Source organism: Kastovskya adunca (assembly GCF_059505785.1).
The window spans coordinates 166,108-181,614 of the sequence record NZ_JCACLG010000049.1; the positions used below are offsets into that span (position 1 = coordinate 166,108).

The 15,507-nt window shown below is 47.2% G+C and carries 13 protein-coding genes and 2 pseudogenes; 10 read left to right on the top strand and 5 right to left on the bottom strand.

Annotated features, from left to right (window positions below; all coding sequences use genetic code 11):
• Positions 1–262: 262 nt before the first annotated feature.
• The 3 genes from AC5JR3_RS19640 (at position 263) to mreD (ending at position 2,775) form a co-directional block, all read left to right on the top strand.
• A complete protein-coding gene (locus AC5JR3_RS19640) occupies positions 263–1,270 on the top strand; it encodes a rod shape-determining protein (protein ID WP_495848244.1) in 1,008 nt (335 codons plus the stop codon).
• A 104-nt stretch (positions 1,271–1,374) separates the two neighbouring features.
• A complete protein-coding gene (mreC, locus tag AC5JR3_RS19645; protein WP_495848245.1) occupies positions 1,375–2,109 on the top strand; it encodes a rod shape-determining protein MreC in 735 nt (244 codons plus the stop codon).
• A 99-nt stretch (positions 2,110–2,208) separates the two neighbouring features.
• Positions 2,209–2,775, top strand: a complete 567-nt coding sequence (gene mreD, locus AC5JR3_RS19650; protein WP_495848246.1) for a rod shape-determining protein MreD — start codon at positions 2,209–2,211, stop codon at positions 2,773–2,775.
• A gap of 110 nt (positions 2,776–2,885) precedes the next feature.
• On the opposite strand, the gene AC5JR3_RS19655 is transcribed toward mreD, so the two are convergent.
• On the bottom strand, positions 2,886–3,713 hold the full coding sequence (locus AC5JR3_RS19655) for an HAD family hydrolase (protein ID WP_495848247.1): 828 nt from the start codon (positions 3,711–3,713) through the stop codon (positions 2,886–2,888).
• 291 nt (positions 3,714–4,004) lie between these two features.
• On the opposite strand from AC5JR3_RS19655, the gene AC5JR3_RS19660 reads away from it, so the two are divergent.
• The 7 genes from AC5JR3_RS19660 to phnC all read left to right on the top strand — a co-directional run bounded on the left by AC5JR3_RS19660 (position 4,005) and on the right by phnC (position 11,891).
• Positions 4,005–6,071 (top strand): protein kinase domain-containing protein, encoded by a 2,067-nt coding sequence (locus AC5JR3_RS19660; protein ID WP_495848248.1) that lies wholly within the window; start codon positions 4,005–4,007, stop codon positions 6,069–6,071.
• Positions 6,072–6,122: 51 nt separating this feature from the next.
• A complete protein-coding gene (gene ribD, locus AC5JR3_RS19665; protein ID WP_495848249.1) occupies positions 6,123–7,277 on the top strand; it encodes a bifunctional diaminohydroxyphosphoribosylaminopyrimidine deaminase/5-amino-6-(5-phosphoribosylamino)uracil reductase RibD in 1,155 nt (384 codons plus the stop codon).
• A gap of 30 nt (positions 7,278–7,307) precedes the next feature.
• The gene (locus AC5JR3_RS19670) at positions 7,308–7,949 is read left to right on the top strand and encodes a hypothetical protein (RefSeq protein WP_495848250.1); all 642 of its coding nucleotides are present in this window, start codon (positions 7,308–7,310) and stop codon (positions 7,947–7,949) included.
• A 288-nt stretch (positions 7,950–8,237) separates the two neighbouring features.
• Positions 8,238–9,251 (top strand): arsenosugar biosynthesis radical SAM (seleno)protein ArsS, encoded by a 1,014-nt coding sequence (arsS, locus tag AC5JR3_RS19675; protein WP_495848267.1) that lies wholly within the window; start codon positions 8,238–8,240, stop codon positions 9,249–9,251.
• A gap of 27 nt (positions 9,252–9,278) precedes the next feature.
• Positions 9,279–10,208 carry a phosphate/phosphite/phosphonate ABC transporter substrate-binding protein gene (locus AC5JR3_RS19680; protein ID WP_495848251.1) on the top strand — a complete coding sequence of 310 codons (930 nt, stop codon included), beginning with the start codon at positions 9,279–9,281 and terminating at the stop codon, positions 10,206–10,208.
• Positions 10,209–10,211: 3 nt separating this feature from the next.
• Positions 10,212–11,039, top strand: coding sequence for a phosphonate ABC transporter, permease protein PhnE (gene phnE / locus AC5JR3_RS19685; RefSeq protein WP_495848252.1), 828 nt, complete (start codon positions 10,212–10,214; stop codon positions 11,037–11,039).
• Between the two features lie 117 nt (positions 11,040–11,156).
• On the top strand, positions 11,157–11,891 hold the full coding sequence (gene phnC, locus AC5JR3_RS19690; protein WP_495848253.1) for a phosphonate ABC transporter ATP-binding protein: 735 nt from the start codon (positions 11,157–11,159) through the stop codon (positions 11,889–11,891).
• 148 nt (positions 11,892–12,039) lie between these two features.
• Here the strand turns inward: phnC and AC5JR3_RS19695 are convergent, their stop codons facing one another.
• From AC5JR3_RS19695 to AC5JR3_RS19710, 4 genes and pseudogenes are all read right to left on the bottom strand, one after another.
• Entirely contained in the window at positions 12,040–12,843 is an 804-nt protein-coding gene (locus AC5JR3_RS19695; RefSeq protein WP_495848254.1) for a class I SAM-dependent methyltransferase, read from the bottom strand.
• Between the two features lie 163 nt (positions 12,844–13,006).
• Positions 13,007–13,726, bottom strand: a pseudogene (locus tag AC5JR3_RS19700) (RtcB family protein); the annotation flags it as partial.
• The gene (locus AC5JR3_RS19705; protein ID WP_495848255.1) at positions 13,726–14,535 is read right to left on the bottom strand and encodes a hypothetical protein; all 810 of its coding nucleotides are present in this window, start codon (positions 14,533–14,535) and stop codon (positions 13,726–13,728) included. The gene AC5JR3_RS19705 and the pseudogene AC5JR3_RS19700, both read right to left, overlap by 1 nt.
• Positions 14,536–14,769: 234 nt before the next feature.
• Positions 14,770–15,231, bottom strand: a pseudogene (locus tag AC5JR3_RS19710) (RtcB family protein); the annotation flags it as partial.
• Positions 15,232–15,507 lie beyond the last annotated feature (276 nt).

Here is a 15,507-nt window from a genome sequence, read left to right on the forward strand (position 1 = left end):
CAACTGGCAGCTTCAGAAATAGTTTTAGATATCATTGAGTTTTTCCCGGTTGGGTGTATAGCTGACTGAATAACACTTTTAGCTTGTTGATAAATATTTTGGACAATTAATTGTCTTAGCTCACTAGACTATGGATAGAAAAAGTAATAGAATCCACATCGGTTATAGTTCGGTTACATTATTTCTGAGCACACAGCAGCATTTCACTTTGGGGGCGTAGAAACGAGTGGGTCTTTTTAGTCGATTTTCCCTGTCACGAGACATGGGTATAGACCTGGGTACAGCTAATACCTTAGTGTACGTATCCGGCAAAGGCATTGTTCTCCAAGAGCCTTCCGTGGTCGCCATGGATCAAGACCTAAAAATACCACTAGCCGTGGGTGAAGATGCGAAAAAAATGCTCGGTCGCACCCCTGGTAATGTCATTGCCATCCGTCCTTTGCGCGACGGGGTCATTGCTGACTTCGATACAGCAGAATTGATGCTCAAGCACTTCATCCAGCGAGTGCATGAAGGCAGAGCTTTAGTTCATCCTCGAATTGTTATTGGTATTCCTAGCGGTGTTACGGGCGTTGAACGCCGAGCCGTTATGGAAGCCGCGTCTCAGGCTGGAGCAAGAGACGTTTACTTGATCGATGAGCCAGTTGCAGCGGCGATCGGTGCCGGATTACCTGTCGCTGAACCCACTGGCAACATGATCATTGATATCGGTGGTGGGACAACAGAAGTCGCCGTACTCAGTTTGCAAGGGACAGTGCTTAGTGAATCTGTGCGTGTAGCGGGTGATGAATTGAGCGAATCAATCACCCAGTACATGAAGAAAGTTCACAACCTGGTGATTGGAGAACGGACTGCCGAAGAAATTAAAATTCGAGTTGGCTCCGCCTATCCCACCCATGATGATGACGATGCCCATCTGGAAGTACGAGGCTTACATCTCCTTTCTGGTTTACCCCGCACTGTAACGATCAAGGGGCCAGAAATTCGTGAAAGTATGTCAGAACCCCTTTCGGTGATTGTGGATGCCGTCAAGCGAACCTTGGAGCGAACACCACCGGAATTAGCATCGGACATCATCGATCGAGGAATTATGCTGGCGGGTGGTGGTGCTTTGCTCAAAGGGCTAGATACTCTCATCAGTCATGAAACGGGAATTGTCACCCATGTGGCAGCCGACCCTCTCAGCTGTGTTGTTCTAGGAACAGGTCGTGTTCTAGAAAACTTTAAACAGTTGGAGCGGGTATTTAGTGGTCGTTCCCGTAACATGTAGCCATAGCGCGATCGCCTTTCAGTGATCAGTAATCAGTGAATTAGCTAACTGCTAACTGAGTCATGGCTAATAGCTAATCACAACAGACAACAGACAATAGATAGATGTTTATATTGCGTCGCTGGTGGCAACGACATGGTGTGGCGATCGCCTTAGGGGGATTGACCCTGAGTGCAGCTTGGATGCTACGACAGACCCAAGGAGCTGTAATCATGGAGGCTTACCAATTCGTTGCTAGTCCATTTCAAACCGGGCCAACTCAAGAAGAACGCCTAACGGATGCTCGTATTCTGGAGCTGCAACAGAAATTAGTTGAACTCGAAAGCGAAAACCAGAAGCTACAAGAACTGCTAGGTTATTTCAAAGAGCAAAAACAGCAAGGGATTCTGGCACCGATTACTGGACGCAGTAATGACCAATGGTGGCAACACGTAACCCTGGGTCGAGGTAGTAAAGATGGAATTAAGCAGAGCGATATTGTCATGGGGACAGGTGGCTTGGTTGGTCGAGTCGTCAGCGTCAGTCCCAACACCAGCCGCGTCTTGTTAATTAGTGATGCCACTAGCCAGGTTGGTGTCGTAGTTAGTCGCGGTCGTCATATGGGTTTCATCCGAGGGCAGGGGTCTAATCGCGCTGTCATGCAATTCTTTGACAAGGTGCCAGATGTTCGCCGAGGTGATGCTGTTACTACATCATCGGTGAGCTTAAAGTTTCCCTCCGGTTTACCCGTTGGGCGTATTGAGTCAGTAGCATTGGATAAAAGCCCTGCTCCTGAGGCGATCATTGAGTTGACCGCACCCATTAGTCACCTAGAATGGGTAATGGTTTTGCCGAAATAATTGACAAATTTCCTTTTTAGATGTTAGGTGTCAGTTGCTCTTTAAAATAATCGATCCAAGACTAGAGAGATCCCTAACGGGTGGTCATGACAAATGGTAATGAGTGGCAGACTGTTATTAAAAGATCTTTCTCAGCTATCCCGTGGAGCTCGTCAAATTGTCGATTGGGCTGTAACTGTTAGCTCAGTTTTCCTTTGCTTAATGATCTTACCTGCACGTTTACCGGGGATGGAATTACTGGGAACGCCTCCCAATTGGTTGTTGATTTGGGTGGTTGCTTGGAGTTTGAAGCGCACCGTCTTGCAAGGGGCGTTAGCGGGATTGGCACTGGGATTAGTTCAAGATGGTATGACTTCACCCTACCCAACTCACGTCATTAGTTTGGTCTTAGTAGGAGTATTGACCGCTCGAATCCAAAAGCAGCGGTATATTCAGGAAGACTTTATTTCGGTTGCCTTAATTGTCTTTGGAATGGCCGTCGTTGGAGAGACGGTTACAGCAATTCAGTATAGTATTCAAGGGTCTCGCAACCTAGCAGAAATTTGGGTTGACCATCAACGGATTGCACTGTCTTCAGCTATCCTCAGTAGTCTCTGGGCACCTGTTGTTTACTATCCGCTGAATCGTTGGTGGGAACGGATGAATGTTCTTGAACAGTCGGGATGAGCCATCTTAAGAAAATCAAACATTGCAACACAACGTTTGATTTATTCTCGCTTACCCTACTTAACCAACAGGTGTGAGCAGACTGCGGACTTAACTTTCCCCTAGTCCTTTCAGAAAGGAGGGCTGGCATAATTCTTCTGTGAACTCACTTGTTGCGTGACATTCAACAGGTAATGAGCCGCAGACAGTAAATCGCTAGCGATGTAAGTTGGCTGGAATTGCTTCAGGTAATAGTGGCTCCGAATGCCGCAGGTAAGGGCAATGGTGGGAACTTTCATCGCTTGACCTGCTAGGAGATCAGCTTCTGTATCGCCTACCATCCAGGCTAAGGGTTGCTTTTCAGTTGATGGTATTTGTTCCGCGATCGCTTTTGCTAAAAGTTGCGTTTTCGCCTCAGCATAGTTTCGATAAGCCATGTCCTGGTCTTGAGTGCCGTAAATGCCACTAAATAGGCGAGTCAGTCCATGATTCCGTAAGATTTGTGTAGCTTGTGAAGAGGCTCGCAGAGTGACTAGCACCAGCCGCACTCCTTGAGAATGGAATAACCCCAGTGCCCTTCTAGCTTCCGATTGCACTCGGTCTTTTTGCAACAAAACGGGCTGATTGACAATTTCCAGCACCCGTTCCAGAAACGTCTCAATTTGTTCGCCTTGCAAACCCGATCGCATAGCAATTTCTACATCAGGGACGCGGTCTTGCTTCCTTTGCCAAAACTGCACTTTACTCAGCATTTGTATAGGTAAGCTTATCCCCCTAGCACGGTAACGTGTCTGGGTATCGATCAGTGCCTGTTGGTAAGTGGCGTAGTAGCGGTTGGAGACATCCACAATTGGGCCATCAAAGTCACAGAACACCGTCAACTGTTGTGAGGAGGAAAAAGTCTCAGGATACTGATAGCACGGCTGAGAGGGTAAGGTTAGGGTCGCAACACCTGTCATATAACTTTATGCTGTCCAATTTATTTACCTTAACAGTTTCTTTAGGAGTTTGAATTCAGTTTATTCAACCACTCACATTAGATAGGCTTATGAAATAACTATTATTTATCAGTTGAATTTATTATAGCCGAGAGATTAGGGAGAAAAAAGCCCAGAAAATTTTTAACTTTTTTCCGACTTGCCTTTTAATTATCGCTTTGCCAATCGCCGCTTCGCCAATCGCGGATTCGCAGCCTATATTAGGGGTAAATACTAAATACCTCTTCGTAGCAGCTATAAGCTACTGCATCAATGAGCTACTGCATTAATCCCCGCTGTAGCAAGCCGGATGACCCAGCTAATATAAATAACCAAGTTTGTCGCAACTGTGGCTCTGATTTGTTATTACTGGGTCGCTATCAAGTCATGCGCCTTTTAAGTGATAGTAGTGGCTTCGGCAAAGTCTACGAAGCGTATAGTGGAGCAACACCGAAACTTCTCAAAGTCCTCAAAGAAAACCACAACGATAACTCTAGAGTGGTTGAGCTATTCCGGCAAGAGGCGACTGTTTTAGGGCAGCTTAACCATCCGGGAATTCCGAAAGTCGAGCCAGACGGCTACTTCCAGTTTTTTCCCAGAGGCTCCAAGCAGCCAGTGCACTGCATGATCATGGAAAAAATTGATGGGCTGAACTTAAAGCAGTGGATGAAGCAGCAGGGAGAACGTCCTATCAGCCAGGCGCAAGCCCTAGATTGGTTAAAACAACTAGCAGAGATACTGCACCTCGTCCATCAAAAAAACTATTTCCATCGCGATATTAAGCCCGCCAATATCATGATCCGCTCTACAGGGCATCTAGTGTTGATTGACTTTGGCACCGCTAGAGAGATGACCTATACCTATCTTGCAGAAGTTGGCGGGAAGACTGGCAGAGTCACCAGAATTAGTTCCGCTGGCTACACGCCTCCAGAGCAAGAAAAGGGTCATGCTGTGCCGCAGTCAGACTTTTTTGCCCTGGGGCGGACAATGGTGTATTTGCTGACAGGTAAACAAGCCACAGACTCTGACATTTACGACCCCTTAACTGACCAATCCTACTGGCGTCAGTATGCTCCGGATATTTCGCCCTTACTGGCTGATTTTGTCGACAAACTGATGGCGCGAACTGCCGCCGCACGGCATAAAAATACCCAAGAAATTTTAGATCAACTGACTGCCATTTCACAAAAGTTGTCTCAGCCTCAGTCATCGTCTCGCTGGAGTCAAACGGCAGAGATACCGTTTGTCCCTGTGCCGTCTTCCCTTCCCCCAACCCGCATTAATAATAGCCAAAGAACCAAGAATAAATGGCTTGTGGGTGGCGCTGTGGCTTTAGTTGTGGGATTCGGGGGGTATGGCACTTGGCAAGTCTATCGGCACTACTCTCCCGCAATTGTTGCCTCTAACTCGATTTCTTTAGGCAAAACTCTTGAGGGGCATTCGAGTTACGTTAATTACCTAGTTATTAGTCCTGATGGGGAAAACTTAATCAGTGCTAGCGCCGATAAAACGATTAAGCTGTGGAATCTGGCGACGGGAAAAGAAATTCACACCCTTAAAGGACATTTAAGCTCAGTTAATTATCTTGCCATTAGTTCTGATGGACAAACCTTAATCAGCGCTAGCGCTGACAAGATGATTAAAGTGTGGGATACCACTACAGGGAAATTACTCCGTACGCTGGGGGGGCATACTAGCTTTGTCAACTTTCTGGTAATTACTCCCGATGGGAATATCTTAGCCAGTGCTAGTGCCGATAAAACGATTAAGCTGTGGAATTTGACGACGGGAGCAGAAATCCGGACTCTAGAAGGGCATACTAGTTCAGTGAATGCCTTAGCGATTAGTCCAGATGGGCAAACCTTAATGAGTGCCAGTGCCGATCAGACGATTAAGCTGTGGAATCTGGAGACGGGGGCAGAAATCCGGACTCTGGAAGGGCACACAAGCTTTGTTAATTCGCTAGTTGTGACTCCCGATGGCAAAACCTTGGTCAGTGCTAGCGCTGATAAAACGATTAAGTTATGGAATCTGGCGACGGGAGAGGAAATTCGCACTCTAGAGGGACATACGGGATTTGTTAACTATCTTGCCCTTAGCCCCGATGGGCAGAAATTGATGAGTGGTGGTGCTGACCAAACGATTAAAGTTTGGGATATGTCTAAGGGGGAAGAAATCACCACGCTGACGGGATATGGAAGTCATATTAATTATTTTGTGCTGAGTGCCGATTGGCGATCGCTGGCGAGTGGTAGTGGAGATAAGGCGATCAGGATTTGGCAAGTGCCGAAGAGCTGGTCTCAAAACAAGTCTATTCTTTTGCTTAATTCTCTAAGTTGAGAACACAGCATTTTCATTACACTCAGGGTGAAACATGAAAATAGCAGGCAAATGGAAAATTCTCCCAGCGATGCCCAACTCAACGTGCAACAGGAGTCTAGCGCATCTATCGGAACCTCATTTGACCAGGCAATGATGCGGCGGTGTATCGAACTAGCCCGCCTGGCGTTGGGACGGACAACTCCCAATCCTTTAGTGGGTTCTGTAGTTGCTAAAGATGGGGAGATTGTTGGGGAAGGGTTTCATCCCGCAGCCGGTCAACCCCATGCAGAAGTCTTTGCACTCAAAGCGGCAGGGGAAAAAGCAAGAGGGGCGACGGTGTATGTCAATCTAGAGCCTTGCAATCACTACGGACGGACGCCACCCTGTTCGGAAGCGTTGGTTGCAGCGGGGGTTAGTAAGGTTGTGGTGGGGATGGTTGACCCCGATCCACGGGTATCCGGTGGCGGGATTGAGCGGTTACGTGGTGCGGGGATAGAGGTGGTTGTAGGGGTTGAGGAGTCAGCCTGTCGTCAGCTCAATGAAGCCTTTGTTCATCGCGTCCTCTATAAGCGTCCGTTTGGCATTCTGAAGTATGCCATGACCTTAGACGGCAAAATTGCCAGTAGTACGGGTCATAGTGCTTGGATTACTGACCCTAGTTCTAGAAAATTGGTACATCAGTTACGGGCGGCTTGCGATGCGGTGATTGTTGGGGGGAATACGGTACGTCGGGACAATCCCTATTTGACCAGCCATACTACGGATGCTCCTAATCCCTTACGAGTGGTTATGAGTCGTTCTCTGGATTTACCAATAGAGGCGCATCTGTGGTCAACAGTGGATGCTCCCACCTTAGTTCTCACGGAGCCATCAACCGATCCGGATTTTCAGAAACTGCTGTTGAAAAAGGGTGTGGAGGTCGTGGAACTAATGCCCCTAACCCCCACGTCGGTAATTGAGTATTTGTACAATCGGCAGTTATCGAGCGTGTTGTGGGAATGTGGTGGCACGTTAGCCGCTAGGGCGATCGCAGAAGGAACTGTACAAAAAGTTTTGGCGTTTATTGCCCCGAAAATCATCGGCGGTAGCACTGCTCCTTCACCTGTTGGAGATTTGGGGCTAACCCTGATGACGCAAGCGCTGAGGCTAGAGAGTGTTACCGGGCGATCGGTCGGACCTGACTATGTGGTGGAAGGCTACTTACCACTAGACAAACCTCATTGAGCAACATAACCAGCAATTGATCAGCACCCTATGCTCGAAGTGACGATGTGGAGCCTGCTTGCCGGCAATCTCGGTTGGCAAGCCGCGATCGCTAGTGTATGGCTACGCAGAAGGCAAGTAATTACTACTCAGCAACATGAGGAGGAAGAGGAAATCTTGACCCGCTTTGACTACCAAGAGGATATTGCAACAGCAGTGCCACCAGAAAGCGATCGCCAGGGTGTGAGAAACGCCCTAGAGGACAACGGCATCGATTCGGGTTTGGTTGGCTGGGAATTTAAGATTGTGCGGGCGACAGGCGACCTGTTTAGTGACCCGACTGTTTTTCAGCAGCTTTGTCAGGAAGAGGCACAGGCGGGCTGGATTTTGCTGGAAAAACTAGATGATTGCCGCGTGCGGTTTAAGCGTCCGGTGGCGATGCGGGGTGTAATTGATCCGGTCAGTTTGCCCTATGACCCTTATCGCTGCCACTATGGTTCATCATCACCCCTAAGGAAACTGGGCAGATCGGGGAAGATGGCGGCAGGTATTGTTGCTGTGGCGATCGCGATCGTACCCGCTTATTTGACCTACGCGTTGGTGTCTGAAATGCTAGCCAAGACACCCCGATCTGCTGTAGAAGCACCTCAAGAGACACTACCTCTACCTCAAGCATTTCCTCCAATTCCTTAAGTAGGTTACCTGCGGGAAGCCCCGCGCTCAGAATGCTTGGTGCTCAGTGTCGGGAAATGTCACTGAAGGTGGGTATTGCCTACCACCCTTGGCTGTGGCTTTCCACTAACGGGGGTAATGTCCTAACTGTAGGGGCGCAAGGCCTGCGCCCTAAGACTGACATTTAAAATTTTAAGCCTCCTCTAATCTTCCATCTGGCTCTGGTGACTACAATAAAACCAGTGACTCGGTGAGCCGTGACAGTGACTGTTACTGCTTACTGAGACTGTAGTGGCAATTTTTTATAAAATGATTCAGCAAAACGTTAAGGAAAAAGTATCAAGTACTCCCCTGACTCCTTTCAACAAAAAACTCCAAGCACCCCTAACAAAAAGCCAAATTAGTGTTTTACAGATTAATCTGGGAAAACGCTGCAATCTGGCATGTACTCACTGTCATGTAGAAGCAGGGCCGAAACGAACAGAGGAGCTTTCTCCTGATGTTTGCAACCAGCTCATTGAACTAATTTACAAGTTTCCCCAGATTCAAATTGTTGATTTGACTGGAGGTGCGCCGGAAATGAACTACGGCTTTAAACAACTGGTAGAAGCGGCACGGGCAACCGGAAAACAAGTCATTGTTCGCTCAAATTTGACAATTTATTTTGAATCAGGATTTGAAGATATACCCGCATATTTTGCCGAACATCAACTAAAAGTTGTTGCTTCTTTACCCTGTTATTTGGAAGACAATGTTGATAAAATGCGTGGTAATGGGGTTTATGACAGCTCAATTAGAGCAATTCAGTGGCTCAATCAATTGGGGTATGGCAAAGACCCAAATTTGATTCTCGATTTGGTATTTAATCCGCAGTTACCAATTACGGAGAATTTTTCTTTAGCGCCTGAGCAAGGTAAGCTTGAGCAAGATTACAAAGTGTTCCTACAAGAACATTTTAACATTTGCTTTAATCAACTATTTACTATTACTAACTTGCCTGTTGGAAGAACGAAGTTTTATTTACAACACAAAAAGCTATATGCTCCTTATTCAAAGTTTCTTGAAGAGAACTTTAACGCGAACACAGTTGAGCATTTGATGTGTCGGAATGAGCTTTCGGTTGACTATTTGGGTCATATTTATGATTGCGATTTTAACCAGATGGAAAACCTTCCGGCAAAAACTCCCAGTGGTGAAACGCTGACGGTGGCGAAGCTGTTGGAAGCGGGAAATTTGGATGTCATTGAGGAGATCCAGACAGCACCTTATTGTTATGGCTGTACGGCTGGCTGTGGTTCTAGCTGTGGTGGCGCGTTGCTTTGAATAAAAAGAGAAGTTGAGAATCTATAGATGGCTAACTTGCGATTGAGCCGCACCCAACGCTGGCTTAGGGGAATTGTTTTGGGACTGTTATCACTGGTGTTGGTGGTTGCTTGTAATAGCCAGCAGGAACCTGCGGGGTCTAATTCACTGACGCAGTTGAAGTTTGGTGTGGGCCCTTATTTCCCAATTCCAGGGGAGAATCGGAAACAGTTTGAGCCGCTATTTCAGGAATTGGCGCAGCAGGTAAATCTCCCCTCTACGGTGGTAGTGACGGAGGACTGGGTGGGGATTTCTGAGGCTTTACGTTCTGGAACTTTGGATGCGGCTTGGTTGGGCCCGTGGGGCTACGTTTTGGCGCATCATAATGAACCATCGATTGAGGCGATCGCTACTGTTAAATATAAAGGCAAGCCGACTTATAACTCAGTACTGATGGCGCGGGCAGATGCTCCGTTTGATACCCTAGAAGAAGCGATCGCCCAAAGTCAAAAGGGTGAAAAACTCAAACTTAGCCTTGCTGATGTCGGTTCGACTTCTGGGTGGCTTATCCCTACCGCAGAATTTGAGCGTCGCAATGTAGACCCCAAAGCCGTCTTTGACTACAGTGAAGGAGCCAGCCATGCAGCCCAGGCGATCGCTGTAATTAGTGGACAAACTGATATTGCCTCAGACTACGACCGCAACCTGGATGTCCTTACCCGCGAAGGCAGGATCGATAAATCCAAAATCAAGATTATCTGGCAGTCTGAGCCTTTACCCAATGACCCGATTGCCGTTCGCGGTGGCTTACCGGAGCAGGTAAAAACCCAGTTGCAGCAAGCGCTATTGAGTTTATCGCCAGCCCAAGCCGAGCAACTGTTACCGGAAAACTACACGGGCTTTGTGGCGTCAGACGGAAGCAATTACGCTCCTATTGAGGCAGCAGGGAAAGCGGTAGGAGTATTGAGTGAGAGATAACCTGTGAAACCTGCAACGTCTCAGAGGGATTTTGAGACCATCCTCCAAGCCGAACGGCAACGGCGGGGAGGCATTTGGAGCTGGCTGCGGCAAGGCTTTTGGGTGGTGCTGGGGGTGGCGGTATTCGTCGCCAGCGTTCAGAAAGCCCAGGTAGATCTTCAGGAATTTTGGGAACGCTTGCCGCAACTGGGGAGTTGGTTGACGCGGCTTTGGCCTCCAGATTTTAGCGAACTGCCAAGTTTTTTGTCGGCAATTTGGGAGACATTGGCGATCGCGATTGTGGGTACTGTGGTGGCAATTGTCGTGGCGCTCCCTCTGGCAATTATTGTCGCCCAGAACATCACCCCCCTGCCTTGGCTCTCTCTACCCCTGCGCGTTTTCTTGAACTTACTGCGGGGCATTGATACGGCAATTTTTGCGCTATTTTTTGTCTCGGTTGTCGGTTTGGGGCCATTTGCGGGCGTGTTGGGAGTTGCCTGTCATACCACTGGCTCAATGGCGAAACTCTATACCGAAGTACTGGAAACCATTCCCCCAGAACCAATTGAAGCGATTGAAGCGACGGGGGCGGATCGTCTCCGCACCTTTGCCTTTGCGGTATTACCGGAAGCTTTACCGGGACTTACGGGCATTAGTCTCTATCTATGGGAATTTAATGTGCGTTCCTCGGTAATTTTGGGAATTGTAGGGGCGGGTGGCATTGGCTACGAACTTTTGGTTAGTTTGAAGCTACTGGACTTTGCTCGCTTAACGACGATTTTGCTGTTGATTTTGGCAATGGTGAGCATTATTGATGGCGTCAGTGCTCTGTTACGTAAAGGGCTGAGTTGATATACCGCAAAGAGATAAACGGGTGTAATACGATAGCCGTCCTAAATCATTTATGGAAAAAATAAACCTCTTCAAGACAATAGAGAAACCAGAAGTAAGGATGGCGATATTTTTTAAATGCTGACAGTTGAACAACTATCAAAAACCTATAAAGGCGGGATTGTTGCCCTAAACGATATCAGCTTTACCCTTGAGGCGCACTCATTCACAGCAATTTTAGGGCCGAGTGGGGCTGGAAAATCTACGTTGCTGCGCTGCATTCCCCAGATTATGCGACCGAGCCGAGGTCGGGTTTTATTTGAAGGAGCTGACTTGACAACCTGTTCCCAAAAACGATTACGGGAATATCGCAGTCAAATTGCTATGGTAGCGCAGCAGTTTAACTTGGTGCGCCGCCGCACGGCTTTGGAAAATTGTTTGGCGGGGCGTTTGCAGGAATTACCTCTATGGCGTTGTCTGTTGGGGAAGTTTCCTGTCAGTTTGCTGCATGAGGGGATGAGTGCTTTGGCACGGGTGCAATTGCTGGAGGTGGCGTTTCAGCGCTCGGATCGGCTTTCTGGTGGACAGCAGCAACGAGTAGCGCTCGCCCGGGCTTTGACACAACAAGCCAATTTGATTTTAGCCGATGAGCCGATCGCTAGTCTCGATCCAGAATCAGCTCATACGGTTTTGGAGTTATTGCGATCGCTTTGCGTCCAAGAAGGACTGACTGTATTGTGCAACCTTCACCAAGTGGAACTGGCAAAACAATATAGCGATCGCATTCTCGGTATCCGGGCTGGGAAATTAGTCCTGGATGTCCCCACTGCTCAATTCAGCGAGTTGGATGCCGAACGCATCTACAAGGCGTAATATTCAACAAAGGCAAAGCATTTTCTCAGCCTAGACTCATCTTGCCCCTATCTAATAAAGAGTAAACCCCGGTAAGGTATTGAGTGATGCCAAAACGCTACCGTTAGTTTAAACATCAAAGTTTTCTTGCTTATGCTTAGATTTATTTTTAAGCCCAATTACTGACAACTGTAATCTCAAAGGTCGCCTCAGAAGCCAGAACAACATCTTCTGAACCGTAGCGTTCCAAACACCACTTTCTAAATTCCCGCATTACCTGGAAGAAGATATTTTCAGGAACTAACCAACAAACACCGTAAGGTCTTAATTCGTAAGCATCTAGTAATTCACCAACCGTCTGCTCAACCTGCCATCGCGCCGCCGTTACCCTTTCAACGGTTGCACCTTGCTGGATTAAGACTTGTGCGAGTTCCTCTCCATAGGGGCTAGGGTATGATATTACCTGCGTTGTCTGCAATGACTTTTCCTGGTACGGAGCAAGCATTGCGCGTAACTGTCCCTCAAAATCTTTTTGATGTTGCGTCTGTAAATTTTCACAAGCTAGATAGTATCCAGACGGTTTCAGCACGCGACGAATTTCTGAGAGTCCCTGAAACAAGTTAGGTAAGAGATGCAGCACATGCGTTGTCAGTACCACATCAAACCCGTCATCCTCAAACATCAAAGATGATGCATCGGCTTGAATCAGCGTCAAATTATCTGGCACCTCATGCAACTTGCGCTTTAGTTCGTCCATCATCTCCTTTGAGATGTCAACGCCCGTGTAAGAATATCCTCTTTTAATAATTGGTAAAGCTGTCCGTCCCGTACCGATACCGGGTTCTAAAAACTTCGTTTCTGGTGTTGCTTTAACGAGTTCAAGAATACAATCTGTTACTTGTTCGGAAATTAAGCTAGGTAGCGGTCTACTAACATCGTAAAGAGGTGCTATCCCGTCATAATAGTTGCTCAAAGTTTTGCTCCGCTCGTATAAATTGTGTATTTAATTTAAAACACCTTGAGCAGAATACCTCTGCGTACCTTTGCGCCCTCCTCTGCGTTAAAAAAGGCAGAAACGAAGCGATATAGTGAAAATACTAAAACAGTAAGGTAGGTAATCCCCACCCTACTGAAATTTATCCCTTTACGCAAACCACTTGCTTGAGCGTTGCCACAATTTCAACCAAATCGGATTGGTTATTCATCACCTCATCAATCGGCTTGTAAGCGCCTGGAATTTCATCCAAAACACCGCCATCTTTGCGGCACTCCACACCTTTTGTTTGCTCGATCAAATCATCAAGGGAAAAGTGCTTTTTCGCCTTACTTCGCGACATCAAACGTCCGGCACCGTGGCTGCAAGAGCAGTAGCTGTCATGGTTCCCCTTACCCTTGACGATGAAGGACTTTGCCCCCATTGAGCCAGGGATAATGCCGTAGTCTTCGGTACGCGCCCGAACCGCACCCTTGCGGGTGACGTAGACATCCTCGCCGAAATGTACCTCCTTCTCCGCGTAGTTGTGGTGGCAGTTTACAGACAGCAATGGCTTAGTCGGCTTACCCCCGATAAGATGCTTCTCAACGATTCGCTTAAAACGAGCCATCATCACATCTCGGTTGAAACGGGCATAATCCTGCGCCCACTGCAAATCGCGCCAGTAAGCTGCAAACTCTGGAGTACCTGCGACAAAGTACGCCAAATCTGGATCGCTCAAGCGAGTGTCTGCCAGCTTCGCTAATTCCTTAGCGGTACCAATGTGAGACTGCGCCAGCATATTTCCAATATGGCGCGAACCAGAGTGCAGCATTAACCAAATTTGGTTCTCCGCGTCGATACAAACTTCTAGGAAGTGATTCAATTTGTTACTGATTGCTTGCTGAGCTTATTGAGTCTCCACAGTCTAAGTTCAACACTGTTTCGACTTCTGCCAAGCACTTTCATCGAACACTCAACTGAATGGGTAGTAATAAACTGATCTTCTTCAGGTGTCCAAAGTTTTCTGTTGTTCACCCGCTTCATATCAGGAGGACGACTCCAACTCAGCACTTCACTAGCCTTGATTAGTTTTCTAGTTAAAGCTAGACAACCATCATAGTACAAGTGTCTTACTAAGCCCTGAGCATCTTCTTTGTACACAACTAAGTTGTACACGCTATCTCGAGTATTCTTATTACAGCTTTTGGTTTTGCCAGTAATCTGCTTGATTAATTCTAGATACTCAATAGCAATGTAGGAACTAGACGTAACTAACGATAGAAAGGGAAACCCTTTTGAGGTAAGACCTAGCGATCCATCGCCGTCTATCAAACCTCTAAAGTAATCAACTTTAGAGAAGCTACAACTAGGTAGTTTAATTGACTCTGACTTACTACCACTTTCTAAGCCCCATAACTCAAGATAATCTCGAAATCGTTTATCGTAAACCCTCCAAGTAACTGAGGTGTGGCTGCAACTAAAGTTAGTTTTACGCACGCGCTCAACAATCGAAGAATTAAACGGTATCAGATTCTTGAAAAACCAGAGTATGTGTTCATCCTTTTTGTTGATTTCTATACTCACGCAACCTCTATTGCGAGTGTTATTGTACAGATGACCATCAGATTGGATGAAGCCAAACAAGTAGGCGTAGTGGGGCTTTTCGAGGTTGATATTAATGGATTCCATTACCCAAAAATATCATGAATGAAAGCTGCAATCGACCAAGTCATTTCTGCTTGGTTCTATACCTTCCTGTTCGGTATAGTTCGGAGCACACCTTCATCCTAATTTATTAGGATGCCCAAGTCCCTCTGCTCTCTACGGGGCGTTTTACCGCTTCCCTCGGTATTAGCAATCTCAGCCTTCACCGATTTGGACGAGTTTTGATTACTGTATTACTACAGTAAGGGGCAATCTTTTACCCCCTCCTAGAGAACCCATCTGTAGCATGGCTTTGCTTTGTAAGTTCTGCACTCCCGGATGCAATTGTTGGAAATGACTCCAGCCTTGCCAATTTCTTACGGATGTTTCAACGTCTTTGTTCTGGTTGAAGCCAGTGGGAATTGCGGCTTCGATATCTAGCCGAATCTGCTTGAGCTTGCCTTCAAGTTGTTCGGCGACAAAGGGCGTTTTAACCGCTGCCATACCACAACCGACATCAACTCCTACAGCCGCAGGAATGACGGCATCTTTTGTGGCAATGACAGAACCTACCAAGGCACCCTTACCTAAATGGACATCCGGCATCAAGGCGACGTGCTTAAACACGAAGGGCAGTGATGCAACATTTTTTGCCATTTGGGTTTCCTGAGAACCGAGGGTATGGTTTGCCCAGGAGAGGACTGGCTTGGGAGTAGAAAGTTTTAGCTTCTCGTATGGCATGATTGTTTGCCTTCTTAACAGCGTCTGATGGCAAATACCCCACAGGAGTAGCCCCAGACTTTTATACTACAAGTGTAATACAGATTCTGACAACTGGCTAGGTTGTGGAGAAAACGCGGAGAGAGTTCCTGCCTAACTTCCAAAAATTACCGAAAACTATAGGGTCTAAAGCCCCGTCCTTCACTTCGACCCTTCGACCCTTCAGCAAGTTCAGGGCAACGCAAGCTCAGGGCAGGCAGCTCAGTGACCACTAGGACGGCTTCATGGTATAATATT

Bases quoted from the DNA above. Each gene is read 5' to 3' on its own strand.
- AC5JR3_RS19640 (WP_495848244.1), top strand. From the start codon at position 263: ATGGGTATAGACCTGGGTACAGCTAATACCTTAGTGTACGTATCCGGC.
- mreC (WP_495848245.1), top strand. From the start codon at position 1,375: ATGTTTATATTGCGTCGCTGGTGGCAACGACATGGTGTGGCGATCGCC.
- mreD (WP_495848246.1), top strand. From the start codon at position 2,209: ATGAGTGGCAGACTGTTATTAAAAGATCTTTCTCAGCTATCCCGTGGA.
- AC5JR3_RS19655 (WP_495848247.1), bottom strand. From the start codon at position 3,713: ATGACAGGTGTTGCGACCCTAACCTTACCCTCTCAGCCGTGCTATCAG.
- AC5JR3_RS19660 (WP_495848248.1), top strand. From the start codon at position 4,005: ATGAGCTACTGCATTAATCCCCGCTGTAGCAAGCCGGATGACCCAGCT.
- ribD (WP_495848249.1), top strand. From the start codon at position 6,123: ATGGAAAATTCTCCCAGCGATGCCCAACTCAACGTGCAACAGGAGTCT.
- AC5JR3_RS19670 (WP_495848250.1), top strand. From the start codon at position 7,308: ATGCTCGAAGTGACGATGTGGAGCCTGCTTGCCGGCAATCTCGGTTGG.
- arsS (WP_495848267.1), top strand. From the start codon at position 8,238: ATGATTCAGCAAAACGTTAAGGAAAAAGTATCAAGTACTCCCCTGACT.
- AC5JR3_RS19680 (WP_495848251.1), top strand. From the start codon at position 9,279: ATGGCTAACTTGCGATTGAGCCGCACCCAACGCTGGCTTAGGGGAATT.
- phnC (WP_495848253.1), top strand. From the start codon at position 11,157: ATGCTGACAGTTGAACAACTATCAAAAACCTATAAAGGCGGGATTGTT.
- AC5JR3_RS19705 (WP_495848255.1), bottom strand. From the start codon at position 14,535: ATGGAATCCATTAATATCAACCTCGAAAAGCCCCACTACGCCTACTTG.